Here is a 23,983-nt window from a genome sequence, read left to right as displayed (position 1 = left end):
CTCTGACCCCGAGGATATGCACTCGGCCGGAGAGCGGGTTTCCGTGGCAGGGTGAGGAGGGCAAGCCACTGGGGGCTTCGGAGGCGAGCCAATGGGAGAGGGGTAGACGTGATTGTCTGGATCAACGGTGCTGTCGGCGCCGGGAAGACCAGTACGGCCCGCGAACTGGTCGCACTGCTGCCGGACAGCACCCTGTACGACCCGGAGCTCATCGGGGAGGCGCTGTGCCGCCTCCTGCCGGGAAAACGCCTCGCGGAGGTCGACGACCACCAGGACCTGCCGAGCTGGCGGCGGCTCGTCGTCGACGCGGCGGCGGCGTTGCTGGCGGAGGTGGGCGGGGTGCTGGTCGTGCCGATGACGCTGCTGCGGCAGGAGTACCGGGACGAGATCTTCGGCGCGCTCGCGGCCCGCCGGATCCCCGTGCGGCACGTGCTGCTGGCCCCGGCGGAAACGATCCTGCGTGAGCGGATCGCCCGGCGCGGGAAGGGAGCGGGGGAGGGGCAGGAGCGGGCCCGGCAGGGGGCCTGCGACCGGCTTCCCGAGTACCGGCAGGCGCTGGGCTGGCTTTCCGCCGACGCGCACGTCATCGACAACGGGCGCCTGACCGCGCGGGAGACGGCGCAGCGGATCGCCGAGGCCGTGACCACGGACACGGCGGCGGTCTGCGACATCGTGCAGACCCCGGAGCCGACGCGGGAGACGGTGGCGGCGGGGGTCCTGCTCTTCGACGACCGGGACCGGGTGCTCCTGGTGGATCCGACGTACAAGCCGGGCTGGGAGTTCCCGGGCGGGGTCGTCGAGCCGGGGGAGGCGCCGGCGCGGGCGGGCGTACGGGAGGTCGCGGAGGAGCTGTCCCTGGCGCTGGACCGGGTGCCGGAGCTGCTGGTGGTCGACTGGGAGGCGCCCCGGTCCCCGGCCTACGGGGGGCTGCGGCTGCTGTTCGACGGGGGCCGGCTGTCGGAGGCGGAGGCCGGGCGGCTGCGGCTGCCGGGGCCGGAGCTGAGGGCCTGGCGGTTCGTCACGGAGGCGGAGGCCGCGGACATGCTGCCGGTGCAGCGGTACGAGCGGCTGCGGTGGGCGCTGCGGGCACGTGAGCGGGGGCGGGCCCTGTACCTGGAGGCGGGCCGGCCCACGCCGTAGCCCTGCGGGGCGGGCCGGGCCTTAGCCCTGCCGGGCGGGGCGGCCCACGCCGTAGTCCTGCGGGGCGGGCCGGGCTGGCCCACGCTGTAGCCCTGCGGGGCGGGGCGGCCCACGCCGTAGGCCTGCCGGGAGGGCCGGGCGGGGGCGGCTCTTGGCCATGCCGGGCGGGCCGGGCCGGCTGCCGCTGGGGCCGTCTTCCCGCACCGTCCCCGCTCCGCCCCCGGCGGCAGCCAGGGGAGTCCGGGCGCACCGCGCGCGGAGCGTCCGGTGCCGGGGGCCGGGGCGGAGCCCCCGGGAACGGGGGAGGGCGGGCAGGGGGCCGCTGCGGGCGGCGGGGCCGGGGTCAGGCGGCCTCCGCCGCCTCCTTCAGTTCCCGCGCCGTGTCCTGCGTACGCGGGTCGCCGTGCCCGAAGCAGGCCACCGACGGGGACAGGGCGGCCAGGCGGCGGAAGGAGGCGATGGCCTCGGCGCGGTCGGTGTTGAAGACGCCCAGCATCACCTGGCCCACGCCCGCCACGCAGTCCCCGGTGAACAGCACCCCGTGTTCCGGGAGGTGGACGCCGATGCTGCCCGGGGTGTGCCCGGGGGAGTGGACCACCACCGCGCCGCCGCCGAAGGGCAGTACCTCGCCGTCCTCCAGCTCCCGGTCGACCCGGGTCGGCCGGGCCTCCGGGACCGTCATGCCGTGCTCGTAGAACGGGATCTCCCAGTCCAGCAGCACCGGCTCCGGCACCGGCAGTTCGCCCCGTACCACCGGCGCGTCCAGCCGGTGCGCCAGCACCTCCGCGCCCCGGCGGGCGGCGAGTTCACCGGCGGAGCCGACGTGATCGCGGTGGCAGTGGGTCAGCACGATCCGCTCCAGCCGCTCCGGCGCGAGCCCGAGGGAACGTATCGCCCCCTCGATCGCGTCGGCCGCCCCGGCCGGGCCGGAGTCGATGAGGGTCAGGGCCTCCCCGCCCCGGTCCTGCCAGAGGTAGGCCTGCCCGATGGGGAAACGCAGCATGTGCAGCCGGCCGGGGAGTACTTCGACAAGATCCAAGTTGTCCATGGGGCGAACGTATGCGCCATGACCGGTCCTGCGCACGTGACTTCGCCGGTAGCAGAGTACGCCCAGGGCGCAGCGCGCCCCGGGCGTCCGTCAACGGGCTTGGCGTCAGGCGCGCTTGGACTCCGCGTAGTTGACGAGGAACAGCGCCTCGGCCACCGACAGCCGCTCCAGCTCCTGCGGGGAGACGCTCTCGTTGACCGCGTGGATCTGCGCCTCCGGCTCGCTCAGGCCGATCAGCAGCATCTCGGCCCGCGGGTAGAGGGAGGTGAGGGTGTTGCACAGCGGGATCGATCCGCCCATGCCGCTGATCTGCATCTCCTGGCCGTCGTAGGCCTCGCGCAGGGCGGCGGCCATCGACGCGTACGCCGGGCTGGAGGTGTCCGCCTGGAACGGCTGGCCCTGGCCGACGACCTCCAGCTCCAGCTTCGCCTTCCACGGGGTGTGCGCGATCAGGTGCGCCTCCAGCAGCTTGATGGCCTCGGCGGTGTCCACGCCCGGCGGCACGCGCAGGCTGATCAGCGCGCCGGCGCTCGCGTGGACCGAGGGGGTCGCGCCGACCACCGGCGGGCAGTCGATGCCGAGCACGGTGACGGCCGGACGGGCCCACAGCCGGTCCGCGATGGTGCCCTCACCGATCAGCTCGACCCCGTCCAGCACCTTCGCGTCGGCGCGGAAGTCCGCCTCGGGGTACTGCAGGCCCTCCCACACCGCGTCGGAGGCCAGGCCGTCCACCGTCGTCGAGCCGTCCTCGGAGCGCAGCGAGTCCAGCAGGCGGATCAGGGCGGCCAGGGCGTCGGGGGCGACGCCGCCGAACATCCCGGAGTGCAGGTTCCCGCCCAGGGTGTCGATCTTGACCTTGATCAGCGTCATGCCGCGCAGGGTGGCCGTCACCGTCGGCAGGCCCAGGCGGAAGTTGCCCGCGTCGCCGATCACGATCGTGTCGGCGGTCAGCAGCTCGGGGTGGGCCTCGGCGTACTGCTGGAGGCCGCCGGTGCCCTGCTCCTCCGAGCCCTCCACGATCACCTTCACGGAGACCGGTACGCCGCCGTTCGCCTTCAGCGCGCGCAGGGCCAGCAGGTGCATGATGAAGCCGCCCTTGCAGTCGGCCGCGCCGCGCCCGTACCAGCGGCCGTCGCGCTCGGTCAGCTCGAAGGCCGGGGAGATCCAGGCGGCGTCGTCGAGCGGCGGCTGCACGTCGTAGTGCGCGTACAGCAGGACGGTCGGGGCGCCCTCGGGGCCGGGCAGGAAGCCGTACACCGACTGCGTGCCGTCGGGGGTGTCGAGGAGGGCCACGTCCTGGAAGCCCTCGGCGCGCAGGGCGTCGGCCACCCAGTTCGCGGCGCCCTCGCTCTCGCTCTTGGGGAACTGCGCCCAGTCCGCGACCGACTGGAACGCCACCAGCTCGGTCAGCTCCGCCTTGGCGCGGGGCATCAGCGAGGCGACGGTCTCGGCGATCGGATTCTGCGACATGGGCACGCTCCTCGTGGGTGCGACGTTGTGCGGTGTGTACGCCGGGTACGGCGGGGTCCGCTCGATCCTCGCACAGCAGGACGAGCGGGATGCGCGCCGTAGGATCTTCCCGGCATCGGAGCAACGTGTGATCAGGAGCAGCAGCCCATCGTGACCAGCGACGACAGCATTGACGGCGGATCCGCAACGGAAGCGGAGCAGGCGGCCGGGGCCGCCCAGGACCGGGACGGGCAGGCGGGCGACGGCCCGGCCGACGGCACCGGCGAGGTGTGGGACGTCGTCGTGGTCGGCGCCGGCCCGGCCGGGGCGATGGCCGCGTACGCGGCGGCGAGCGCGGGGCGGCGCGTCCTGCTGCTGGAGAAGGCCGTACTGCCCCGCTACAAGACCTGCGGCGGCGGCATCATCGGTCCCTCGCGCGACGCCCTGCCGCCGGGCTTCGTCCTGCCGTTCAAGGACCGGATCCATGCGGTGACCTTCTCCCTGGACGGGAAGCTGACCCGGACCCGGCGTTCGAAGCGCATGCTGTTCGGGCTGATCAACCGGCCCGAGTTCGACGCGGCGCTGGTCGCGGAGGCCGAGAAGGCCGGCGCGGTGCTGCGCACGGGGACGGCGGTGAGCCGGGTCGAGCAGCACGGCGCGTCGGTGCCCGACCGGCGCACGGTCGCGGTGGTTCTCGCGGACGGGGAGACCGTGCTGGCCCGGGCGGTGGTCGGCGCGGACGGCAGCGCGAGCCGCATCGGCGCCCACGTCGGGGTGGAGATGGACCAGGTCGACCTCGGGCTGGAGGCGGAGATCCCGGTCCCGGCGACCGTGGCCGAGGACTGGAAGGGCCGCGTCCTGATCGACTGGGGTCCGCTGCCGGGCAGTTACGGGTGGGTCTTCCCCAAGGGCGACACGCTCACCGTCGGCGTCATCTCGGCGAAGGGCGAGGGGGCCGCGACCAAGCGGTACCTGGACGACTTCGTCGCGCGGCTGGGTCTGGCCGGTTTCGAGCCGGCCGTCTCCTCCGGGCACCTGACGCGCTGCCGCAAGCCCGGGTCCCCGTTGTCGCGCGGCCGGGTGCTGGTGGCGGGTGACGCGGCCGGTCTGCTGGAGCCGTGGACCCGCGAGGGGATCTCCTTCGCGCTGCGTTCGGGACGGCTCGCGGGGGAGTGGGCCGCGAAGATCGCCGAGGCGCAGGACGCCGTGGACGCGCGGCGCCAGGCGCTGAACTACGCCTTCGCGGTCAAGGCCGGGCTGGGCGTGGAGATGAGCGTCGGCAAGCGGATGCTGACCGTCTTCGAGTCCCGTCCGGGGCTGATGCACGGTGCGCTGACGGGGCTGCGGCCCGCCTGGAAGGCCTTCGCCGGGATCACGCGCGGGTCCACGAACCTGGCCGACCTGGTCCGCACGCATCCGATGGCGCGCAAGGCGCTGCACCTGCTGGACGCCCGTCTGGCGCGGAGCGGCCGGAGCTGACGCCAGCGGGGCTGGGGGCCGGAGGGGCTGGCGGCGGGGGCGCGACGGCGAGCAGCGCGCCGCCGGGCCGGGGGGCCGGGGCCGCGAGTCCGGGCCGCGGGGCCGCGAGGCAGGGCTGCGGGGCCGCGAGGCAGGGCTGCGGGGCCGCGAGGCAGGGCTGCGGGGATCAGCCGGTCACCGCGATGCGGAAGACCGGGTGGTCCCCGGCGGCCGCCTGCAGTTCGGCGTCCGTGGACTCGGCCGTGACGCCCTGGAAGAACCGGTTGACCTCCCAGCCCCACTTCTCCAGGTAGGCGCGCAGCACGGCCGCCTTCTCCACCGGGTCGGTGAGCTCGGTGACGGTGAACGGGCGGACCTTGCGGCCCAGGCGGAGCTCGCCGCCGCCCGCCACGCGCATGTTGCGGACCCACTGGGAGTGGCCGCGGGCCGAGACCAGGTACTGGGCGCCCTCGAACGTGTGGGGGTTGACCGGGATGCGCTGCATCTTGCCGGAGGTACGGCCGCGCACCGACAGTTCCGCGGTGCCGGCCAGGCTGATGCCGAGACGGGCGAGCTTGCCGAAGAGCGAGTTGAGGCGGGTCTCCAGCGGGCCGGCCTTGATGTAGTGCGGGGTGGACGCGTTCACGGTGGCCTCCGGGGCGATGTCGGACTGTGATTGCGAGAGCACTGCTCTCTCTTGAGATCAGTGTGCACGGATCGGTGCACCAAAGCAAGAGCAGTGCTCTCTCAAGAGTGCGGTGCTCCGATTTTTGTGCACTGCTCCACGTGTATGTCACACTGATCCGCATGAGCACCGTGCGAGGGGCCAGGGAACGGGCCCGTATCGAGGTCACCGCCGCCATCAAGGACGAGGCGCGCCGCCGGCTCGCGGAAGAGGGGGCCGCCAAGCTCTCGCTGCGCGCCGTCGCCCGCGAGCTGGGCATGGTCTCCTCCGCCCTCTACCGCTACTTCCCGAGCCGCGACGAGCTGCTCACCGCGCTGATCATCGACGCGTACGACAGCGTGGGCGCCGCTGCCGAGGCGGCCGGAGCGGCAGCCCTCGCCGCCGGCGCCGCGCCCCGTGCCCGCTGGACGGCCGTCTGTGAGGCTTTCCGCGCCTGGGCGCTCGCGCACCCGCACGAGTACGCCCTCATCTACGGCTCCCCCGTCCCCGGCTACAGCGCCCCCCAGGACACGATCGTCCCCGCCTCCCGCGTCGCCAACGTCCTCGTCGCCATCCTCCGCTCCGCCCACGAGGGCCGTGGACTCGCCCTGCCCCCACTGCCCGCCGCCCTGCGCGCGGAGGCCGGCCGGATGACGGCCGACTTCGCCGAGGGCCTGCCCCCCGAGGTCACGGCCGCCCTCGTCGCCGCCTGGGCGCAGCTCGCCGGACTGGTCTCCTTCGAGCTGTTCGGCCAGTTCGAGAACGTGGTCGAAGAGCGCGAGGCCTTCTTCGCGCACGCCGCCGGCCAACTGGCGCACGCGGTAGGCCTGCCCGCACTCTGACGGCGTCCCGCCGCCGGCCGTGCCGTGCCGCGTGCCCTCGCGATGCCCGCGTGCCCTCGCGATGCCCGCGTGCCCTCGCGATTCCCGCGTGCCCTCGCGATGCCCGCGTGGTCTCGCGGTGTCCGCCGGCCGTGCGGCGCCCGCGTGGCCGCCGGCGGCCGACGGCCGGATTCACGGGATGAGGTGACGATTCGGTTGTCTGTTCCTCATACGGATGACGGCGGTTCGGCGCTCACGGCCAGACCGCGCGCCTACTGTTCCTCGGGTCGCCCCTGCCGCCGTCGGAGGAACAGTCATGGCCCTGGCCCCCGCCCGCGCTCTGAAGGCCCTCTGCGCCGTCCTGCTGACCGGATTGCTCGCCGCGCCCGCCCCGGCGGTGACGGCCTCGGCCGAACCGCCGCCGCCCTCCAGACCCTCCGCCGGATCCGGGCCGGCCGCGCCCGTGGCGGCCCGCCCGCCCCGGACCCCCGGTGTGCGCGGCCTGGAGATCGCCGTCCCCGCCTACGTGTGGGCCGACGACCCGGTGCTGGCCGAGCTCACGGCCACCGCCCCCGCCGCCTCCGTCGTCGTCCTGAACCCCGGGAACGGCGACGCCCCGTTCGACTCCTCCTGGCGTGCCCGCGCCGACGCCCTGCGCAGCGGTACCACCGCCACCGGCGAGCGGCCGAAGGTCCTCGGCTACGTCCACACCGACCGCGGCGACCGCGACCCCGCCGCCGTCCGAGCCTCCGTGGACAACTACCTCAGGACCTCCGACGGCGGGCTCCACGTCGACGGCATCTTCTTCGACGTCGTCAGCCGCGAGTGCGGCCCCGGCAACGCCACCCGCGACCACTACGCGGCCCTGCGCCGCTACGTCCAGGACACCATGCACTCCGTGGCCCCGGACGTCCCCGAGCTGGTCGTCGACAACCCCGGCACCGCCACGGCCGACTGCTACCTCGAACCCGGCCACCGCACCGCCGACGTCTTCGTCACCTACGAGGGCGCGTACGCGGACTACACCTCCGGCGACTGGCCCGGCGGCAACGTCTTCGACGCGGCAGGGGCCTACCGCCCGGGAGCCGAACTCGACCCGAGCGGAACGGCGTTCTGGCACCTGGTCCACGACGTCCCGGATCCCGCTGCCATGCGCACCATCCTCGCCACCGCCTTCGCGCGCGGCGCCGGCTACGTCTACGCGACCAGCGCGGCGATGCCCAACCCCTGGGACACGGCGCCCGCTTGGGGATACCAGGCCCAGACCGGCTACGCCGCCGCCCTCGGCTAGATCCGGCCGCCCCCCGGCGCCAGGCTCTTTGCGCCGTGGACAGCGGCCATGCATATGATCAGTGCCTTCCGGCGGGGGAGGCGTGAACATGTCGAATGATTCCGGCCACGCACAGGCGGCCGACGGGCAGGCGGCTGGCACGGACGAGCAGACCGGCATGCGGTTGGACCACCTGCCGGCGGAGCCCTCCGGCGGTCCCGCGCCCGGGCCGGTGCCCGGACTCGGCTCCGGGCCCGGGGACTTCGCCTCGACGCCGAAGCAGAAGCAGGATGCGGCCGGCACGATCGAGACCGAGCTGGAGCCGAACACCAAGAAGGCCGCCGAAGTCGCGGACGACGCCACCAGCACGGCCCAGAAGGGCTTCGACGGCTGGGAGACGGCGGCGGGCCTGAAGGCCGTGGCGGAGACCTGTGGACAAGCAGGTGAAGGTCCTGATGTGCCGCCTCTCGGCGGAGAAGAGCGCCCTGCGCGGCGCCTCCGGCCTCTTCGCGCGCAACGACACGGGCATCCACAACCAGTTCCGTGCCTCGCAGTCGAAGCTGAACGACCTGTGAGGAGCCCGCGGTGCTGAACTACCACGAAGTCATGACCACGGACCTGAGCCTGCTGACGACGGCCGCCGGGAAGTGGGAGGCGATGCCGGCCGAACTGGAGAAGGCCGCGACCCGCTACGGCGACACCGCACCCGCGCTGATCCAGCGGCTGGCCTTCCAGGCGGTCGCCGGCGGCGTGCGCCGCGCCCTCGTCCAGTCCCAGGTGTACCTGTCCATGGCGGACGTCGCGGAGCCGCGCAGGCGTGCGGTCGTCCGGCTGGTCCTCACCGCCACAGCGGGCCAGCACGACGAAGTCCTCGGCGACTTCCAGGACTTCGTGAGTTCGGTCCGCCCGGGCACCGGGAACGAGGCCTAGCGATGGGGCGGCTCAGGGACAAGCTGACCGGCACGGCCCACCCGCGCGCCGGTGTCGCACGCAAGCCCGCCGAGGAGGTCCGTGCCGCGCTGCTCGCGGCCGCCGGACCGGACGCGCGGTTCACCGTGCGCGAGGCCACCCCGGGGGACGGCGGCGCGGATCTGGTCGCGGAGTGCGTCATCGCGGCGCTGGACGTCACCCTCAGGACCCGGATGCGCCTGGACGCCGGGGCGCACGCCGTCCGGGTCCTCGAAGAGCGGTGGGCGCCGACCTCCGAGGGCGCGAACCGGCAGTACGGGCGCGGGCCCGCGGACATGGTGTACCGGCAGTGGGAGGTCAGGAAGGCGGCGGACGGCAGCCGGCAGAAGGTCGAGACGTTCCGCTTCGGCACCCGGGACATGCGCGTCCCGCTGCAGAAGGCCGTCCTCGGCGCTGGATGGACCTGGCGCGGGGTGCTGTTCAGACTGTGACCGGCGGACCGGCGGACCGGCGGACCGGCGTGACCGGCGGACCGGGGCGACCGGCGTGACCGGGGCGACCGGCGGGGCGCCGTGCTCCCGCCGGTCTCCGCCCTCAGATGCCCGCCGTCTCCTGCCACAGCCGGGCCAGCGTCACGTCGCCGGTCACCCCCGGCCCCGCCAGGGGGAGGCGGTTCCACAGGGCCGCGTACAGCCAGGACGCCTGGCCGGTCAGCTCGCAGTCCGCCGGCTCGCCCGTGTCCCCCCGGACCGTCCGGGCCGGTTCCTTCGACAGGTGGACCGTCCACACCGCGCCCGTGTCCGCCGCCCGGACCCGCACCACCTTCGGCTCCTCGGTCCGCACCCGGCTGCGCGGCCGGGCGTGGAAGCCGGTCAGCAGCTCGTCCACCCCGTCCTCCGCGAACTCCGGGGTGACCTCGCCGAAGGCCACGCCCCGCGCCGCCTGGGCGTCGAAGCGGTGGACGGCCGTCTCGTGCGCCTGCCGCCGCGCCCAGAACGCCAGCGGCGAGGGCGGCGCCGTCGGCAGGAAGGTCCAGCACACCAGCTCCGCCGGCGCCTCGCTCAGGGCCCGCACTATCCCCGCGTGCCCCTCCCGGAACCAGGCCAGCAGCTCGGCCCCCACCAGCTCGGGCGCCGCCGGGAAGGGCACCGGTTCCACCAGCCCGTCCGTCACGTACCCCGCCGCCCAGCGGTGCACCGCCCCCGTGTGCCGCAGCAGGTCGGTCACCCGCCACTCGGGACAGGTGGGCACCAGGGCGTCCGTGCCCGCCCGTTCGGCCTCGTCCGCCAGCAGCTCGCCTTCCCGCGCCAGCGCTTCCACGTACTCGTTGATCTTCATGCCCCGAGTGTGCCAGCAGCCCCTGACAATGGAGGGATGGACGGTGAACTCTTCGCGCGCGAGCGGACCGAGGTCGCACCCGGCGCCGTGCACCTGCCCGACTGGCTCGGGCCGCGGCGCCAGCGCGAGCTCCTGGAGGCCTGCCGCGCCTGGGCCCGCCCGCCGGCCGGGCTGCGTACCGTCCACACCCCCGGCGGCGGGACGATGACCGCCCGGCAGGTGTGCCTCGGGCGGCACTGGTACCCGTACGGCTACGCCCCCACCGCCGTGGACGGCGACGGCGCCCCCGTCAAGCCGATGCCCGCCTGGCTCGCCGAGCTGGGGCGGCGGGCCGTCACCGACGCCTACGGCACGCCTCCGCCGGCCGCCGAGGCGTACGACATCGCCCTGGTCAACTTCTACGGCGCCGACTCCCGCATGGGCATGCACCGGGACGCCGAGGAACGCTCGCCCGCCCCCGTCGTCTCGCTCAGCCTCGGCGACGCCTGCCTCTTCCGCTTCGGCAACACCGCCTCGCGCGGCCGCCCCTACCGGGACGTCGAGCTGCGCAGCGGGGACCTGTTCGTCTTCGGCGGCCCGAGCCGGCTCGCCTACCACGGGGTGCCCAAGGTCCTGCCCGGCACCGCCCCGCCCGCACTGGGGCTGACCGGGCGGCTGAACGTCACCCTGCGGGTCGGCGGCCCGGGAGCGTAGGCCGGGGCGCCGGGCACCTCCCCGATCATGCGAGGATCGCTGCATGAACGGCAACGGCGCCCCGCCGGGGGTGGGGGACGAGAGCACGGCTCCCACGGCCTCCCCGGCCTCCCCGTCCTCCACGTCCTCCTCGGTCTCCACGAAGAGCAAGCTCGAACGGGGCCGCAGCGCCCTGGGCCCCGCGCTGGAACTCGTCCACACGGGCCGGGCCCCGACGCGCGCGGTGCTGACGGCCGAGCTGGGCGTCACCCGGGCCACCGCCGGGGCCGTGGCCGCCGAGCTGGAAGCCCTCGGCCTGATCCGCGTCGACTCCCGCCCCGGTGGCGCGGGCGGCGCCCAGGGCCGCCCCTCGCACCGGCTCGCCGTCGACGAGAACGGGCCCGTGGCGCTGGCCGCTCAGGTGCACTCGGACGGGTTCCGGGCCGCGCTCGTCGGCCTCGGCGGACGGATCGTGGCCACCGCCCCCGGCAAGGTCACCGTCTCCGCCGACCCGGCGCAGGTGCTCGGCGCCGTCGTCGGGGCGGGGGCGGAGCTGCTCGCCGCGTCGGGCCGGCGCTGCATCGGCGCGGGCCTCGCCGTGCCTTCGGCGGTCGCCGAGCCCGACGGCACGGCCCTCAACCCGCTGCACCTGGCCTGGCCGGCCGGGTCACCCGTCCGGGCCATCTTCGCCGAGTGCGTGAAGGCGGCCGGGATCGACGGACCGGCCCTGACCGGCAACGACGTGAACCTCGCCGCGCTCGCCGAGCACCGCCACGGGGCGGGCCGCAGCGCGCAGCACCTGCTCTGCGTGGCCACCGGCCACCGCGGGGTCGGCGGCGCGCTGGTGCTGGACGGCCGGCTGCACAGCGGCAGCTCCGGCCTGGCCCTGGAGGTCGGCCACCTGACGGTCAACCCCGAGGGCCGGCCCTGTCACTGCGGCAGCCGGGGCTGCCTGGACGTGGAGGCCGACCCGCTGGCCTTCCTCACCGCGGCGGGCCGCACGCCGGGTCCCGAGGTGTCCCTGCTCCAGCAGGCCCGCGACCTGCTGCGCGCCGAGTACGCGCAGCCCTCGGTACGGGCGGCCGCCGAAGAGCTCATCGACCGGCTCGGGCTGGGCCTGGCCGGGCTGGTGAACATCCTGAACCCGGACCGGATCATCCTCGGCGGGCTCCACCGCGAGCTGCTGTACGCCGACCCGGAGCGGCTGCGCGCCGTGGTAGCGGACCGGAGCCTGTGGGGGCGCAGCGGGGGCGTGCCGATCCTGCCGTGCACCCTCGACCACAACAGCCTCGTCGGGGCGGCGGAGCTGGCCTGGCAGCCGGTGCTCGACGATCCGCTGGGAACGCTGGGCACCGCGGCCTGAGCCGCTGCGGGCCGGGCCGGCGGGCGGGCCGGGGGTGCGTCACCCGGGCCGGGTACCGACCGACACCGACGCCGGCACGCCCGTCACGACGGGATGTGCGTCCACGGCGCCGATCACCGCCCGGGCGGGCTCCCGTACGGGCTTCTTCGCGCCGATACGGACCGTGTGCGGCGGCGCCGCCGGGGCGGGGGCGGCCCGCATCGAGAACCAGACCACCTTGCCGGGTCCGTCCGGCCGGTGGCGGGCCCCCCACGCCTCGCTGACCGCTTCCACGAGCGCCAGCCCGCGGCCGCAGGTCTCCAGGCCACCGGCCTCGCGCAGCACGGGCAGCCGCGGATCGCTGTCGTGGACGGAGACGGTCAGCCGTCCGAGGCGGAGTTCGATCTCGACCGTGCAGACCTTGTCGGGCTGCGCGTGGCGGTGGACGTTGCTGAGCAGCTCCGTCACGCCGAGCGCAGCCCGGTCTATGAGCGGATCGAGCTGCCAGTGGCGCAGTTGGGCGGAGACGATCCTGCGGACCTGGCCGATCCGCGCGGGCAGGGCCTGCAGTTCCACGACGCAGTGCCTGCGGGAATGTGTGATCACGGCTGCGACTCCCCGACATCAGTGTTACGGGTGCTGCACCCTCGGTGACGCAATCTCAAGGGTCACCCACCGTCGCGCCGCGTGCAACCGAACGCGACCGAAAGCGATCCGCATAGAAACCCAAAGTGACCGTTTGCGCAGGTGAGGGGGGTACATTTCGAAAGGAGGGGGCACTGGAACCGACAAAGGAGCAGGGCGCATGAGCACCACCGGCACCACCGCTACGCCGGCCTCGAACACGGCCGCGGTGACGACGACCACCGTCGACGTCGACCGCAGCGACGCCGAATACCGCGCCTGGCTCAAGGAGGCCGTGCGCAAGGTCCAGGCGGACGCCAACCGCAGCGCCGACACGCACCTGCTGCGCTTCCCGCTGCCCGAGGCCTGGGGCATCGACCTCTACCTCAAGGACGAGTCCACGCACCCGACGGGCTCCCTGAAGCACCGCCTCGCCCGCTCGCTGTTCCTGTACGCGCTGTGCAACGGCTGGATCCGCCCCGGCCGCCCGGTCATCGAGGCCTCCAGCGGCTCCACCGCCGTTTCCGAGGCCTACTTCGCCAAGCTGATCGGCGTGCCCTTCATCGCCGTCATGCCGCGCACGACCAGCCCGGAGAAGTGCCGCCTCATCGAATTCCACGGCGGCGAATGCCACTTCGTCGACGACTCCATGAAGATGTACGAGGAGTCCGCCGACCTCGCCGCCCGCACCGGCGGCCACTACATGGACCAGTTCACGTACGCGGAGCGGGCCACCGACTGGCGCGGCAACAACAACATCGCCGAGTCGATGTACCAGCAGCTGCGCCTGGAGCGCTACCCCGAGCCCGCCTGGATCGTGGCGACCGCCGGCACCGGCGGCACCTCCGCCACCATCGCCCGCTACGTCCACTACATGCAGCACGACACCCGCATCTGCGTCCCGGACCCGGAGAACTCCTGTTTCTTCGAGGGCTGGACGAACCACGACCCGCACGCGAGCAGCGACTGCGGCTCCCGCATCGAGGGCATCGGCCGGCCCCGGATGGAGCCGAGCTTCGTGCCCGGCGCCATCGACCGCATGATGAAGGTCCCGGACGCGGCGAGCGTCGCCGCCTGCCGCGCCCTCGAACAGGCCATAGGGCGCAAGGCCGGTGGCTCCACGGGCACCGGGCTGTGGAGCGCCCTGAAGATCGTCTCCGAGATGGTGGCGGAGGGGCGCACGGGCAGCGTCGTGACCCTGCTGTGCGACCCGGGCGACCGCTACCTCGACAAGTACTACTCGGACGAGTGGCTGGCGGCGCAGGGCCTCGACATCGCCCCGTACGCGAAGACGATCGAGACGCTGCTGGAGACCGGCACCTGGGCAGAGCCCCGGGCCTGAGGCCGCGCACGGTGCGCCAAGGGGCTCAGCCGCGGCTCGGGGCGGCCGTCAGGCGGGCGTCGAGGGTGCGCACCGCCGTACGGAAGGAGTGGCCGAGCCCCGGGCGGGCGGCCGCCAGCGCGAGGCGCAGGGGGGCCGGGCCGTCGGCCGCGAAGGTCCAGCGCACGAGGGTGCCGGGGGAGCGGTCGCCGGGGGAGCGGGGCCCGGCGGCCGGGGCCAGCAGCCACTCCTCCAATAGGGCTTGCAGCCCGGGGACGTTGGTCTCGTCGACCCGGTAGGCGTAGCGCCGCGAAGCCTCCGCGGCCACGACCGTCTCCTGGAAGCGCACCCCGCCCACCAGCCTGACCTCCCGCCCGGCACCGCCCCCGGTGGGCCGGGCCAGCGACACCGCCCGGAACCAGGCCGGCCAGCCGGTCACGTCCTCGGCGAGCGCCCGGTACAGGGCCTGCGGCGGGGCCGCCGCCCTGGCCGTGAACACGAGACGGGCCGGAGCCCGGTCGAGGAAGTCCAGCCCCACGGGGCGGAGTCGGCGGGTCATGGCGTTTCCCCCTGTGGTGTGGCGACGGCGGGCACGGTGGCGCCCACGATATCTGGCTGGCCGTCAGATGTCCTCGATACCGTCACGCGAACGGGGCCTGGGCAGCGGCCTCTTGGCGCGGGATGCTGGAAGCGGCCCGAACCCGCCCGCCGCTCCGGGCCCCGATCCGCCGCCCTCCCCGCGGAGGCCCCTCATGCCGCAGCCCGCCGCCCCCGACGCCGTCCCGCCGGACGCGGCGCCGCAGACCGTCCCCTCCGACGCGGCGCCGCAGACCGTCCCGCTCGAAGGGGCGCCGCAGACCGGCCGGGCGCCCGCGCCGCCGACGGCGTCACCGCTCGCCCTCGAACTGTTCGTGCACGGAGTGGCCGGAGCCGCCCCCGGCGAGCTGCTCCGTGATCCGCACCCCGTCCGGGTGACGGGCGACTCCACCGCCGCAGTCTTCCGCCGCGCCGAGGACGCCGACGCCGAGGCCCACCCCGGGCGTTACGCCGGGCGGCCCGTCCCCGAGGCCTACTGCTGGTCCCGGCTCACCTCCGGCAACGGCGCCCGCGCCCTGTGGCTGCTGCTCCTGCCGTTCATGGTGGCCAACCTCGCCCACTGGGCCCGGCCCGCCACCGCGCCCGCCGGGCCGCAGCCCCGCGCGGTGCGTGCGTACGGGCTCCTCGTGCGGCTCCTCGCCCTCGCCCTCACCGTGCTGCTCGTGGCGGCCGCCTGCGAGGTCGCCCTGGACCTCCTCGCCTGGCAGTGCGCGGGCTCCCGCACCTGTCTGGGGTCCCGGGGACCGCTCTCCTTCCTGCGGCCCGGCGGCTGGTGGGCGCAGCCGGGGCGGCGCCTCGCGCTCGGCGCCCTCGTCCCGGCCGCGCTCACCGGACTGCTCTGGTTCCTGTCGGCCCGCACCTGGAGCGCCTACGAGTCCCAGCCCCCGCCCGCCGGGACCCCGGGCTCCGCCGGGACCCCGGGCCCCGCCGGCCACGGCGACGCCCCGCTCGGCCGGCCCGGATTCTGGTACGGGCGCCGGATCGTGGCCCGGCTGCGCGCCGCCCACACCGCCGCCGGTCTCCTCACCGTGGCCGTCGCCGTCGCAGCCCCCACCGTCCGGGAGGACCGCCGCTCCGCCACCACCCCCGCCGGGCTGCTCGCCGCCGGCTGGGCGGTGCAGGCGCTGCTCGCGGCCGGGGCGGCGACCGTGCTGTGGGTGGTCTGCCGGCGCGGCCGTACCGAGGCCCGGCCCGACCACCGGCTCGACCGGGCCGCCGTCACCCTGCTGCCCTCCGGCGCCCTCGCGCTGCTGGCCGCGGTCCTCCTCCACTCCGGCTGGTCCCGCCCCGGCTGGACCTCCTCGGGGCGGCTCCCGGGCGACTTCGCCTTCGGGGTGCTGATGCTCGGCCAGGGCGGCTGCGTCCTGGCCCTGGCCCTCGTCGCCCGCCGCCTCCACCGCCGCGCGCCGACCCCGGGAGCCGCCCTCGCAGGGCTCGGCGGCCCGGCCGCCGCGCTGCTCGGCTGCGCCCTCGGCGGGGTCATGTCCGGCGGGGTCGCCCAGCGCGTGGCCGACTGGCTCGACGGGGCCGCGACCCCCGGCACGCCCGGGGACCCGCTGCCCGGGCCGCCCGTGCTGCTGTCCTGGCAGGCCTCCGTCCTGCCGCCGCTGCTGCTCGCGCTGGCGCTGGTCGCCGCCGCGGCCGGGGTCCGGGCCGCCGCCGCCCGGCGCAGGGCCGCCGCCGGCATCGCCGCCGAGTACCCCGGGGCCGTGCCCGACCCCGACCGCAGCCGGCGCATCGCCGGGGCGCGGGCCGCCGCCGCGCTGACCGACACCGCGCCCTGGTTCGTCGGCGCCGTCTGCCTGGTCACCCTGCTCCTCGGCGCGGGTGCCCTCACCGGGGCCTGGGTGAGCGGACGGGTCCCGGCCGAGGCGGCCCGGGACGCCCACCCGCTGCTCGCGGCCGCCGCCCGGGCCGCCCAGGACAGCGGATCCTGGCTGATCGGGTTCGGCATGGCCGCCTTCGTCGCCCTGGGCCGCCGCGCCTACCGCGACCCCGCCTCCCGCCGCACCATCGGCATCCTGTGGGACGTCGGCACCTTCTGGCCGCGCGCCGCCCACCCCTTCGCCCCGCCCTGCTACGCCGAGCGGGCCGTGCCCGACCTGACCTGGCGGATGACGGGCTGGACCGCCCGGACCGGAGGACGGCTCGTCATCTCCGGACACTCCCAGGGCAGCGTGCTGGCGGCGGCAGCCGTCTGGCAGCTGCCGGCCGAGACCCGCCGCCGCGTCGGCCTCCTCACGTACGGATCCCCGCTGGCGCGGCTCTACGGCCGCTGGTTCCCCGCCTACTTCGGCCCCGGCCCGCTCGCCGCCCTCCACCGCGACCTGGACTGCTGGCGCAACCTGTGGCGGGCCACCGACCCCATCGGCGGGCCCGTCGGCGCCGGTGGGTCCGCCGGCACCGGCGGGCCCGGGCGGGCCGGTGCCGACGCGGAAGGATCCGTGGACCGGGGCCCCCTCGCCGACCCGGTGGCCTACGGCCGCGACCCCCTGCACCCGCTGCCCGCGCCGATCCTGCGGCACGCCGACTACCAGGCCGACCCGGCCTTCACCGCCGAACGCGACGCGCTCCTCGCCCGACTGGCCGGCCTCGTACGGCCCGGTGCACCGGACGGCGCGGCCCTGCCCGCCCAGCGGCTCAGCAAGGCGTGGGCAGAGCCGGCAGATCCTCCGGGAACAGCAGGGTGAGCTCGTCCGTGCCCGCCTCGGCCAGCTGCGCCACCCGGCCCGCGTGCCGCTCCACCATCGACTCGAAGGTCTGCCGCGCGGTCCGCCCGTTGCCGAAGGCCGGGCCCTTGGGCAGCTCCGTGAAATACTCCAGCAGCGCCTTGGCGGTGCCCTCGCCCAGCCGGTACTCGTGCTCCTCCGCCTGCTGCTCGACGATCCGCAGCAGCTCGTGCGGCCCGTAGTCGCCGAAGGTGATGGTCCGTGAGAACCGGGACGCCACGCCCGGGTTGACCGTCAGGAACCGTTCCATCTCCTCCGTGTACCCGGCGACGATCACCACCACCGCGTCCCGGTGGTCCTCCATCAGCTTCACCAGCGTGTCGATCGCCTCGCGCCCGAAGTCCCGGCCCGAATCCTCCGGCGCCAGCGCGTACGCCTCGTCGATGAACAGCACCCCGCCCCGCGCCCGTTCGAAGGCCTCCTGGGTACGGATGGCCGTGGACCCGATGTGCTCGCCCACCAGGTCCACCCGGGACACCTCGACCAGGTGGCCGCGCTCCAGAACCCCCAGGGAGGCGAGGATCTCCCCGTACAGCCGGGCGACCGTGGTCTTGCCCGTGCCCGGGGAGCCGGTGAAGACCAGGTGCCGACGGACCGAAGCCGCCTTGAGGCCCGCCTGCTGCCGCTTGCGCCCCACCTCGATCATGTCCGTCAGGGCCCGTACCTCGCGCTTGACGCTCTCCAGCCCCACCAGCGCGTCGAGCTGGCCCAGCACCTCGCCCGAGCCCCGGCCGGCCGTGCCCGCCGCCTCCCGGGCCCCGGCCCGGGGCTCCGGCAGCGGCGCCGGCCCGTCCGCCCCGGCCGGCCGCTCCCCGACGTCCTGCACGGCCGTCGCCGTACGCACCCCCGGCCGCGCCCCGGCGCCGGAGACCGCCTCCGCGGCGACCCGGGTCCCCGGCTCGTCGCCCGTGCACCCCTCGGCGAACGGGCCGTCCTCCGCGAACTCGTACCCGCCGCGCGCGCAGCGCTCGGTGTGGCAGCCGGTGAGCGTACTGCGGCAGCCGTCGATCACGTGGAACCCGAAGCCGGAACTGCCCGTCACCCGGCAGTCCGTGAAGGTGCCCCGGCCGGCCGCCGACACGTAGAACCCGGCCTCGGCCGCGGTGGTCACCGTGACCCGATCCAGGACGGGGTCGGCGCCCTTGGTGACGATCACCCCCGTCTGCACGCCGTCGACGGTGCAGTCGGTCAGGGTGCCGCCGCTGCCGTGATCGCGGAACCACGCCCCGGTGCCCGCCTCGCGGATCCGGCAGTCCTCCAGCCGGGCGGTCGCGCCGTCGCTCACGGAGACGGCGGTGTTGCGCACCTGCGTCAGGTCGCTGTCGGCCACGTCGGCGCGCGAACCCCGGTCCAGGACGAACAGCGCGTCCGGCACGTCATGCAGCCGGCAGGACTTCAGGGAGGCGGTGGCCCCGTCGCTGATCCACACCGCCGGGTAGTCGCCCGTACTGTCGTGGATCTCGCAGGACTCCGCCTCCACCCTGGTCCCCGGGTCCCACACCGACAGGCCGTTGCGCCCGAACCGGCGGACCGTGGTCCGGCTGAGGGTGAGCACGGAACGGGAGCGCAGGTCGACGGCGTTCTCCGGGATGTCGTGGATGTCGCACCCGGCGAGCGCCAGGACCGCGTCGGTGTCGAGGGTGACCCCGTCGCCGGAGGTGCGGTGCACCGAGCAGTCCGTGAGCCGGGCGGCGGCCCGCCCCGCCACCTGCACCCCGCTGCCCTTGATCTCGTACACCTCGCAGCCCAGCGCCTCCAGCCCGGAACCCTCGCCGGTGACGGCGATGCCCGCGCCGATGGCGTGGTGGATCCGGCACCGCTCCAGCCGGGGATGCCCGCCGCGCACCGAGAACCCGGCCTGCCCGGCCGCGACCACCTCGCACTCCTCGAACACCCCGCCGCCACCGTCCAGTACGGCGATCCCCACCCCGGCCGGGTTCTCCACCGTGCACCGGCGGACCAGGGGGCGGGCCCCGCCGCGCACCTCGATGCCGGAAGCCGAACGGGTGTGCACCCGCAGGTCGCTGAGCTCGGGGGAACCCTCCTCGACGAGCAGCGCGGGCGCCGCCCGGTCCGCCCCCTCCAGGTAGAGGTCCTGGACCACCGCGGAGGCGCGCACGGTCAGCGCGACCCCGTCGAGCGGGGCGATCCGCACCGAACCCGCCGCTGCACCCTCGGGCCCGCGCAGGGTGACGGCATGACGCAGCACCAGGTTCTCCCGGTAGGTACCGGGGGAGACGGACAGTACGTCGCCGTCGCCCGCGACCGCGAGGGCGGCCCCCAGCGTCGGATACTCACCTGAGCGCCGCCGCCACCGCGAGGCCCCGCCGTGCGTCACCTGGACCGTGCCCTGAGCCATCGTGCTGCCGTGCCCCCACCCTCGTACTCGCGCTGCCGGACCGGCCGGAGCGGCTGAAGCGGCCGCGGCCCCACCCGGGCGCCGAAGCGGCCGGCGGGCCTGCGGCTCCACCGTAGCGCGCGCGGGGCCCGGGAGTTGCCAGGTCAGCTGCCCGCACCCGCCCGGCCCCAGTCGGGCCCGGCCGCCGCCCACGCCCGGTCCAGACGCATGTACCGCCGATGCATGAGCCTTCGTACGACGAGCCGGCGCAGGGTCTCCGCGAGCGCGGCCGCGGTGAGCGCGGCGGCCAGCCCGGCCATCGCGGCGTGGAAGGAGGCGGCGCCGGGGTCGAGCGGCTGCCCCACGAGCCGGCCCCGGATGTCGGTCCATATCCGGAACCGGTCGCCCGGACGCGGCGGTTCCTCCGCCGCCGGGACCGCCCCCTCGTGACTGCTGCCGTCGGGCGCGGTCCACGAGGCCACGATGGTGGTCCGCGCCGGCGCCGTCCGCTGGGCCGAGGGCTCCGCGCGCCCGCCGGCCACCGCGCCGGCCGCGGCCGTGGGCCGCACCACCACGGCCGGGACCAGGTACCGCTCCTGCCGCTGCTCGCGCGCGGCCCGCTGCAGGACCCCGTCCACCCGGAGGCCGGCGGCCCAGCCGACGGCCGGAGCCACCAGCAGCACGCACACCAGCGCGACACAGGCCACCCACGCCTCGACCAGGTCGGTCGGCCTGCGCAGCGGATTGCGCCGCCAGCGCCACACACCCATTGCTGTCCGCACGGTCCGGCTCCCCCTGCCCATGCCAGTCTGCGTCTGTCCGCGGGTCCGCGTCTGTCGGCGGGTCCGCGTCGGTCCGCGCGTCCAAGCCTCGCGCATACCCGCAGGACGCGCATTCCGGGACGCGCGGGACGTCCTTCACCCGATCCGGTGCTCCTGCCCCGGCGGGGGTCCGGCCGTCCCGCATGCTCCAACGGCCCCGCGCCGCCGGTTGGTTCCGGCAGGCCCCGGGAGCCCCTCGAAGGTGTCATTCCCCCCCGCTTCCCCCCCCGCTTCTCCGCCCGGGGGTCCCCCGGCGTGTCCGCCCGGAGGCCCCCCGGCTTGTCCGCCCGGCCGCCGTGGTCAGGGGCGGGCCGGGTGCGGAGTGCGGGGTGTGAAGGGGGCGGAGGGTCACTCCAGGACGCGTACCTCGTCACCGACGCGCACCGTCCCCGGGACGACCGGCACCAGCTGGCGCCCGAAGGCGAGCGACTTGCCGATGCGGCGGTGGCGGGCCAGGGTCTTCAGGGGCTCCCGGCCGCGCTCGGCCGTGGCCTGGTCGGTGGTGGTGACGATGCACCGCCCGCACTCGCGCACCCCGCGGAAGACGGCGTCGCCGATCGCGATGCGCCGCCAGCCGTCCTCGGCCCAGGCATCGAGGGGTCCGCCGACCACCACGTTCGGGCGGAAGCGGTTCATCGGCAGGGGGCCCTCCTCGGGGTGGTCCCCCTCGGCGATCAGGGCGTTGAGGGCGTCCAGCGAGGCGGCGGTGGCCAGCAGCACCGGGTAGCCGTCGGCGAGGCTGACCGTCTCGCCGGGCAGGGCGTGGTCGGGGTCGACGGGCCGGCGGACGGCCGGGTCGTCGAGGTGGACCAGCCGCGCGGGCTGCCCGAGGTAGGCGCTGAACCACTCGGCGGCGGCCGCCGAGGCGACCACCGTGTCGACCTTCTTCCCGAACAGGACCACCGGCTCCAGCGGGCCCGGTTCCGGCACGTCCACGGTCAGGTCCGGCATGCCGGGCGCCGACAGGCCGACCCGCCCGCCGGCCAGCGGACGGGACGAGGCCAAGGCCAGCCGCGCCTGCTGGCGTTGGGTGATGATCGCGCCGGTCTCGTCGACGACGGCCCACCGGCGGTCACCGGCCGGGCCCCAGGGCTCCACGGCCATCTCGTCGGGAGCGGTCCCCGCTACCGATTTGACGGGATGGACATGGAGGGACTGGACGTACAAGTTCGACATGGGGGCATTTTGCCAGCCGCCCGTGCCTGCGCCCCACCGCGTTTCGCACAGGGCGCGGGTTCCGGCCGCGGACCCCGGCGCGGTCACGGCCGGGGCGCGCCGGGGCGTGGCGCGGCCGGTCAGTAGCCGCGGCTCTGGTACTGGCCTCCGTAGGGGTCCTGGTACGAGGGGTACGAGGGGACCGCCGCGGCGGCCGGCACGGCCGTGGGCACGGGCGCGACCATCTGCACCGGGGCCGCCATCGGGCGCGGGGCCGCCGGGCGCATGGCCTCGTACCCCGTGCCCGCCGCGAGCGGCCGGGGCTGCTGCTGCGGCTGCTGCTGCGGCACGAACCCGCCCCGGGGCGGGAGCTGCTGCTGCGGGACGTACGGGGCGGGCGCGTGCTGAAGCGGAACCGGCATCGGGGCCGGCGCGGCCGGCTGCTGCTGGTACCCGTAGCCGTACGCGGGGGCCGGCATCGGCTGTGGCGACGCGGGCGGCAGGGCAGGCATGGAGGAGGCGAGGGCCGGAAGGTATCCACCGCTCGAGTAACCGGCACCAGGGGTGTCGTAGGCGGCCGGAACGCGGATCGGGGCGATCTGCGGAGTCCCGCGTTCTGCGACGAGGGAGTCGTAGATGGGGGTGTCCGGGAAAGAGGGCGCGGAGTAGTAACCGCCGCCATAAGTGGAGCGGGGGGAGGTCATGGGAGACAAGTTAAGCCCACGGCTTCACCGGGTCCATAGCCAGGTGGCGGCAACACCGCTCTGACCTGCATATTCCCAGGTCAGAGCCACAGCTTTCACTTGACGTTCACGTGCACGATTCGCCACATGCACCCCGCCTTGTTCGCACTCGTACTCGCCGGTTGGCCCGTGCACGCATCCGGAACTGACGCACGGTCACAACGCGGTGACCTCGGATGACATCGCCGGACGCGGGCGCGATGCCGGGGTGACCTCCCGTCAGGTCCGGCCGGTGCCGCCCGGGTGGTTTCAGGCATCGCTCGGCCGGGCATAGGTACGGCCCTTCCATGCGGCCCCGCGCCCCCGGTAGTGCTGCACGGCCGAGTCGACGGTCATGAGCAGGTACAGCAGCGCGGTGAACGGCAGCAGCGGCGCGAGCGCCGCCGGCTGGCGGTAGTAGCGCAGCATCGGCAGGTAGGTGCCGGCCATCAGCAGCCAGGCCAGCCCGCCGGCGGCGGCGACGGCGGGCCGGCCGGCCGCGAGCCCGGCGAACAGCGCCGCCGGGGGGACCAGGTAGACCAGCACCAGCCCGGCCGCCGTCCCGGCCAGCAGCAGCGGCTGGTGGCGGAGTTGGGCGTACGCGCTGCGCGAGACCATCCGCCACAGGTCGGCCAGGGCCGGGTACGGGCGGACGCTGTCCACCCGCTCCGCCAGGCCGAGCCAGATCCGCCCGCCCGAGCGCTGGACCGCCCGCGCGAGGGCGACGTCGTCGATGACGGCCTGGCGGATGGAGTCCGGGATCCCGGCGCGGACGGCCGCCTCCGTGCGCAGCAGGACGCACCCCCCGGCGGCCGCGGCGGTGCGCGCGCCGGGGCGGTTGATGCGCCGGAAGGGGTACAGCTGGGCGAAGAAGTACACGAAGGCGGGCACGACGAGCCGCTCCCAGACGCTGACGACGCGCAGCCGGGCCATCTGGGAGACCAGGTCGAGTCCGGAGGTGGTCGCGGCGGCGACCAGTTCCCGGAGGCTGTCGGGCTCGTGCGCGATGTCGGCGTCGGTGAGCAGCAGGTACTCGGGGGCGTCGGGTGCGCTCGCGGTCGCGTGGGTGATGCCGTGGCGCAGGGCCCAGAGCTTGCCGGTCCAGCCGGGCGGGGGGTCGGAGGGGCTGAGCACCGTGAGGGGGAGGCCGGGCTGCTCGGCGGCCAGGCGGCGGGCCAGGTCCGCGGTGCCGTCGGTGCTGCCGTCGTCGACCAGGACGATGCCCGCCTCGCCGGGATAGTCCTGGGCGAGGAGCGACGGCAGGCTCAGCGGCAGCACCGCGGCCTCGTCCCGGGCCGGGACGACGATGACGACGGAGGGCCAGCGGGCGGGGGCGGTGCGCGGGGGCAGGCGGGTGTCGGTGCGCCAGAACATGCCCTGGGCGAGGGTCAGCCAGAGCCAGGCGGCGAGGGAGGCGTAGGCGGCGATGAGGAGGCCCATGGCGGCAGTCTCGCCGAACCGGGCGGGGCGTGTCCCGCGTCCGGGCCGATCACCTCCGGCATCGCCGCAGCCGCGGGCGGGGTCTCGTAAATGTATAGGAGTAATGGGATGGTTTGCTGCGGTAT

Annotated in this window: 22 protein-coding genes; 11 read left to right on the top strand and 11 right to left on the bottom strand. The window is 75.4% G+C overall.

Going from position 1 to position 23,983, the window contains the following annotated elements; genetic code table 11:
• Window positions 1-108 precede the first annotated feature (108 nt).
• Window positions 109-1,140 (top strand): NUDIX hydrolase, encoded by a 1,032-nt coding sequence (locus tag BX286_RS05820; RefSeq protein ID WP_100865293.1) that lies wholly within the window; start codon window positions 109-111, stop codon window positions 1,138-1,140.
• 343 nt (window positions 1,141-1,483) lie between these two features.
• On the opposite strand, the gene BX286_RS05815 is transcribed toward BX286_RS05820, so the two are convergent.
• Window positions 1,484-2,179, bottom strand: a complete 696-nt coding sequence (locus BX286_RS05815) for an MBL fold metallo-hydrolase (protein ID WP_121017583.1) — start codon at window positions 2,177-2,179, stop codon at window positions 1,484-1,486.
• Between the two features lie 114 nt (window positions 2,180-2,293).
• A complete protein-coding gene (locus tag BX286_RS05810) occupies window positions 2,294-3,658 on the bottom strand; it encodes a dipeptidase (protein ID WP_079424369.1) in 1,365 nt (454 codons plus the stop codon).
• 267 nt (window positions 3,659-3,925) lie between these two features.
• Between BX286_RS05810 and BX286_RS05805 the strand changes: the two genes are divergently transcribed.
• Entirely contained in the window at window positions 3,926-5,116 is a 1,191-nt protein-coding gene (locus tag BX286_RS05805; RefSeq protein ID WP_079431569.1) for a geranylgeranyl reductase family protein, read from the top strand.
• Window positions 5,117-5,282: 166 nt separating this feature from the next.
• Here BX286_RS05805 and BX286_RS05800 read toward each other — a convergent pair whose 3' ends face one another.
• Window positions 5,283-5,741, bottom strand: coding sequence for a nitroreductase/quinone reductase family protein (locus BX286_RS05800; RefSeq protein WP_121017582.1), 459 nt, complete (start codon window positions 5,739-5,741; stop codon window positions 5,283-5,285).
• A 161-nt stretch (window positions 5,742-5,902) separates the two neighbouring features.
• Between BX286_RS05800 and BX286_RS05795 the strand changes: the two genes are divergently transcribed.
• The 5 genes from BX286_RS05795 (at window position 5,903) to BX286_RS05775 (ending at window position 9,250) form a co-directional block, all read left to right on the top strand.
• Window positions 5,903-6,601 (top strand): TetR/AcrR family transcriptional regulator, encoded by a 699-nt coding sequence (locus tag BX286_RS05795; protein WP_079424367.1) that lies wholly within the window; start codon window positions 5,903-5,905, stop codon window positions 6,599-6,601.
• A 295-nt stretch (window positions 6,602-6,896) separates the two neighbouring features.
• Window positions 6,897-7,871, top strand: coding sequence for a spherulation-specific family 4 protein (locus BX286_RS05790; protein ID WP_121014672.1), 975 nt, complete (start codon window positions 6,897-6,899; stop codon window positions 7,869-7,871).
• Between the two features lie 410 nt (window positions 7,872-8,281).
• On the top strand, window positions 8,282-8,425 hold the full coding sequence (locus BX286_RS37380) for a hypothetical protein (protein WP_237292634.1): 144 nt from the start codon (window positions 8,282-8,284) through the stop codon (window positions 8,423-8,425).
• Between the two features lie 10 nt (window positions 8,426-8,435).
• The gene (locus BX286_RS05780) at window positions 8,436-8,780 is read left to right on the top strand and encodes a hypothetical protein (RefSeq protein WP_079424363.1); all 345 of its coding nucleotides are present in this window, start codon (window positions 8,436-8,438) and stop codon (window positions 8,778-8,780) included.
• A gap of 2 nt (window positions 8,781-8,782) precedes the next feature.
• Window positions 8,783-9,250, top strand: a complete 468-nt coding sequence (locus BX286_RS05775) for a hypothetical protein (RefSeq protein ID WP_079424361.1) — start codon at window positions 8,783-8,785, stop codon at window positions 9,248-9,250.
• A 103-nt stretch (window positions 9,251-9,353) separates the two neighbouring features.
• Here BX286_RS05775 and BX286_RS05770 read toward each other — a convergent pair whose 3' ends face one another.
• Window positions 9,354-10,097, bottom strand: a complete 744-nt coding sequence (locus BX286_RS05770; protein ID WP_121014671.1) for a maleylpyruvate isomerase family mycothiol-dependent enzyme — start codon at window positions 10,095-10,097, stop codon at window positions 9,354-9,356.
• Between the two features lie 36 nt (window positions 10,098-10,133).
• Here BX286_RS05770 and BX286_RS05765 point away from each other — a divergent pair, with 36 nt between their 5' ends.
• On the top strand, window positions 10,134-10,790 hold the full coding sequence (locus BX286_RS05765; RefSeq protein WP_121014670.1) for an alpha-ketoglutarate-dependent dioxygenase AlkB: 657 nt from the start codon (window positions 10,134-10,136) through the stop codon (window positions 10,788-10,790).
• Between the two features lie 43 nt (window positions 10,791-10,833).
• Window positions 10,834-12,132 (top strand): ROK family protein, encoded by a 1,299-nt coding sequence (locus BX286_RS05760; RefSeq protein WP_261993367.1) that lies wholly within the window; start codon window positions 10,834-10,836, stop codon window positions 12,130-12,132.
• 39 nt (window positions 12,133-12,171) lie between these two features.
• Here the strand turns inward: BX286_RS05760 and BX286_RS05755 are convergent, their stop codons facing one another.
• Window positions 12,172-12,717, bottom strand: coding sequence for an ATP-binding protein (locus BX286_RS05755; RefSeq protein WP_079424352.1), 546 nt, complete (start codon window positions 12,715-12,717; stop codon window positions 12,172-12,174).
• 199 nt (window positions 12,718-12,916) lie between these two features.
• On the opposite strand from BX286_RS05755, the gene BX286_RS05750 reads away from it, so the two are divergent.
• Window positions 12,917-14,077, top strand: a complete 1,161-nt coding sequence (locus BX286_RS05750; protein WP_079424350.1) for a PLP-dependent cysteine synthase family protein — start codon at window positions 12,917-12,919, stop codon at window positions 14,075-14,077.
• Window positions 14,078-14,102: 25 nt separating this feature from the next.
• Here BX286_RS05750 and BX286_RS05745 read toward each other — a convergent pair whose 3' ends face one another.
• On the bottom strand, window positions 14,103-14,615 hold the full coding sequence (locus BX286_RS05745; RefSeq protein ID WP_079424348.1) for an SRPBCC family protein: 513 nt from the start codon (window positions 14,613-14,615) through the stop codon (window positions 14,103-14,105).
• A 193-nt stretch (window positions 14,616-14,808) separates the two neighbouring features.
• Here BX286_RS05745 and BX286_RS05740 point away from each other — a divergent pair, with 193 nt between their 5' ends.
• Window positions 14,809-17,343, top strand: coding sequence for a hypothetical protein (locus BX286_RS05740; RefSeq protein ID WP_121014669.1), 2,535 nt, complete (start codon window positions 14,809-14,811; stop codon window positions 17,341-17,343).
• On the opposite strand, the gene BX286_RS05735 is transcribed toward BX286_RS05740, so the two are convergent.
• The 5 genes from BX286_RS05735 to BX286_RS05715 all read right to left on the bottom strand — a co-directional run bounded on the left by BX286_RS05735 (window position 17,294) and on the right by BX286_RS05715 (window position 23,858).
• On the bottom strand, window positions 17,294-19,741 hold the full coding sequence (locus BX286_RS05735) for a right-handed parallel beta-helix repeat-containing protein (protein WP_121014668.1): 2,448 nt from the start codon (window positions 19,739-19,741) through the stop codon (window positions 17,294-17,296). The genes BX286_RS05740 and BX286_RS05735 overlap by 50 nt on opposite strands.
• 143 nt (window positions 19,742-19,884) lie before the next feature.
• A complete protein-coding gene (locus BX286_RS05730; RefSeq protein WP_079424344.1) occupies window positions 19,885-20,502 on the bottom strand; it encodes a hypothetical protein in 618 nt (205 codons plus the stop codon).
• Window positions 20,503-20,889: 387 nt separating this feature from the next.
• Window positions 20,890-21,717, bottom strand: a complete 828-nt coding sequence (locus tag BX286_RS05725) for an MOSC domain-containing protein (RefSeq protein ID WP_079424342.1) — start codon at window positions 21,715-21,717, stop codon at window positions 20,890-20,892.
• Window positions 21,718-21,836: 119 nt separating this feature from the next.
• A complete protein-coding gene (locus tag BX286_RS05720; RefSeq protein ID WP_079424340.1) occupies window positions 21,837-22,400 on the bottom strand; it encodes a DUF6643 family protein in 564 nt (187 codons plus the stop codon).
• Window positions 22,401-22,688: 288 nt separating this feature from the next.
• A complete protein-coding gene (locus BX286_RS05715) occupies window positions 22,689-23,858 on the bottom strand; it encodes a glycosyltransferase (RefSeq protein WP_121014667.1) in 1,170 nt (389 codons plus the stop codon).
• Window positions 23,859-23,983 lie beyond the last annotated feature (125 nt).

The sequence above is a fragment of the Streptomyces sp. 3211.6 genome (assembly GCF_003634815.1).
Lineage (GTDB): Bacteria > Actinomycetota > Actinomycetes > Streptomycetales > Streptomycetaceae > Streptomyces > Streptomyces katrae_A.
The sequence above is the reverse complement of the archived record's forward strand: the minus strand, read 5'-3'. Positions and strand labels throughout refer to the sequence as shown.

Bases quoted from the DNA above. Each gene is read 5' to 3' on its own strand.
- BX286_RS05810 (WP_079424369.1), bottom strand. From the start codon at position 3,658: ATGTCGCAGAATCCGATCGCCGAGACCGTCGCCTCGCTGATGCCCCGC.
- BX286_RS05795 (WP_079424367.1), top strand. From the start codon at position 5,903: ATGAGCACCGTGCGAGGGGCCAGGGAACGGGCCCGTATCGAGGTCACC.
- BX286_RS05790 (WP_121014672.1), top strand. From the start codon at position 6,897: ATGGCCCTGGCCCCCGCCCGCGCTCTGAAGGCCCTCTGCGCCGTCCTG.
- BX286_RS05775 (WP_079424361.1), top strand. From the start codon at position 8,783: ATGGGGCGGCTCAGGGACAAGCTGACCGGCACGGCCCACCCGCGCGCC.
- BX286_RS05770 (WP_121014671.1), bottom strand. From the start codon at position 10,097: ATGAAGATCAACGAGTACGTGGAAGCGCTGGCGCGGGAAGGCGAGCTG.
- BX286_RS05765 (WP_121014670.1), top strand. From the start codon at position 10,134: ATGGACGGTGAACTCTTCGCGCGCGAGCGGACCGAGGTCGCACCCGGC.
- BX286_RS05760 (WP_261993367.1), top strand. From the start codon at position 10,834: ATGAACGGCAACGGCGCCCCGCCGGGGGTGGGGGACGAGAGCACGGCT.
- BX286_RS05750 (WP_079424350.1), top strand. From the start codon at position 12,917: ATGAGCACCACCGGCACCACCGCTACGCCGGCCTCGAACACGGCCGCG.
- BX286_RS05745 (WP_079424348.1), bottom strand. From the start codon at position 14,615: ATGACCCGCCGACTCCGCCCCGTGGGGCTGGACTTCCTCGACCGGGCT.
- BX286_RS05740 (WP_121014669.1), top strand. From the start codon at position 14,809: ATGCCGCAGCCCGCCGCCCCCGACGCCGTCCCGCCGGACGCGGCGCCG.
- BX286_RS05735 (WP_121014668.1), bottom strand. From the start codon at position 19,741: ATGGCTCAGGGCACGGTCCAGGTGACGCACGGCGGGGCCTCGCGGTGG.
- BX286_RS05725 (WP_079424342.1), bottom strand. From the start codon at position 21,717: ATGTCGAACTTGTACGTCCAGTCCCTCCATGTCCATCCCGTCAAATCG.
- BX286_RS05720 (WP_079424340.1), bottom strand. From the start codon at position 22,400: ATGACCTCCCCCCGCTCCACTTATGGCGGCGGTTACTACTCCGCGCCC.
- BX286_RS05715 (WP_121014667.1), bottom strand. From the start codon at position 23,858: ATGGGCCTCCTCATCGCCGCCTACGCCTCCCTCGCCGCCTGGCTCTGG.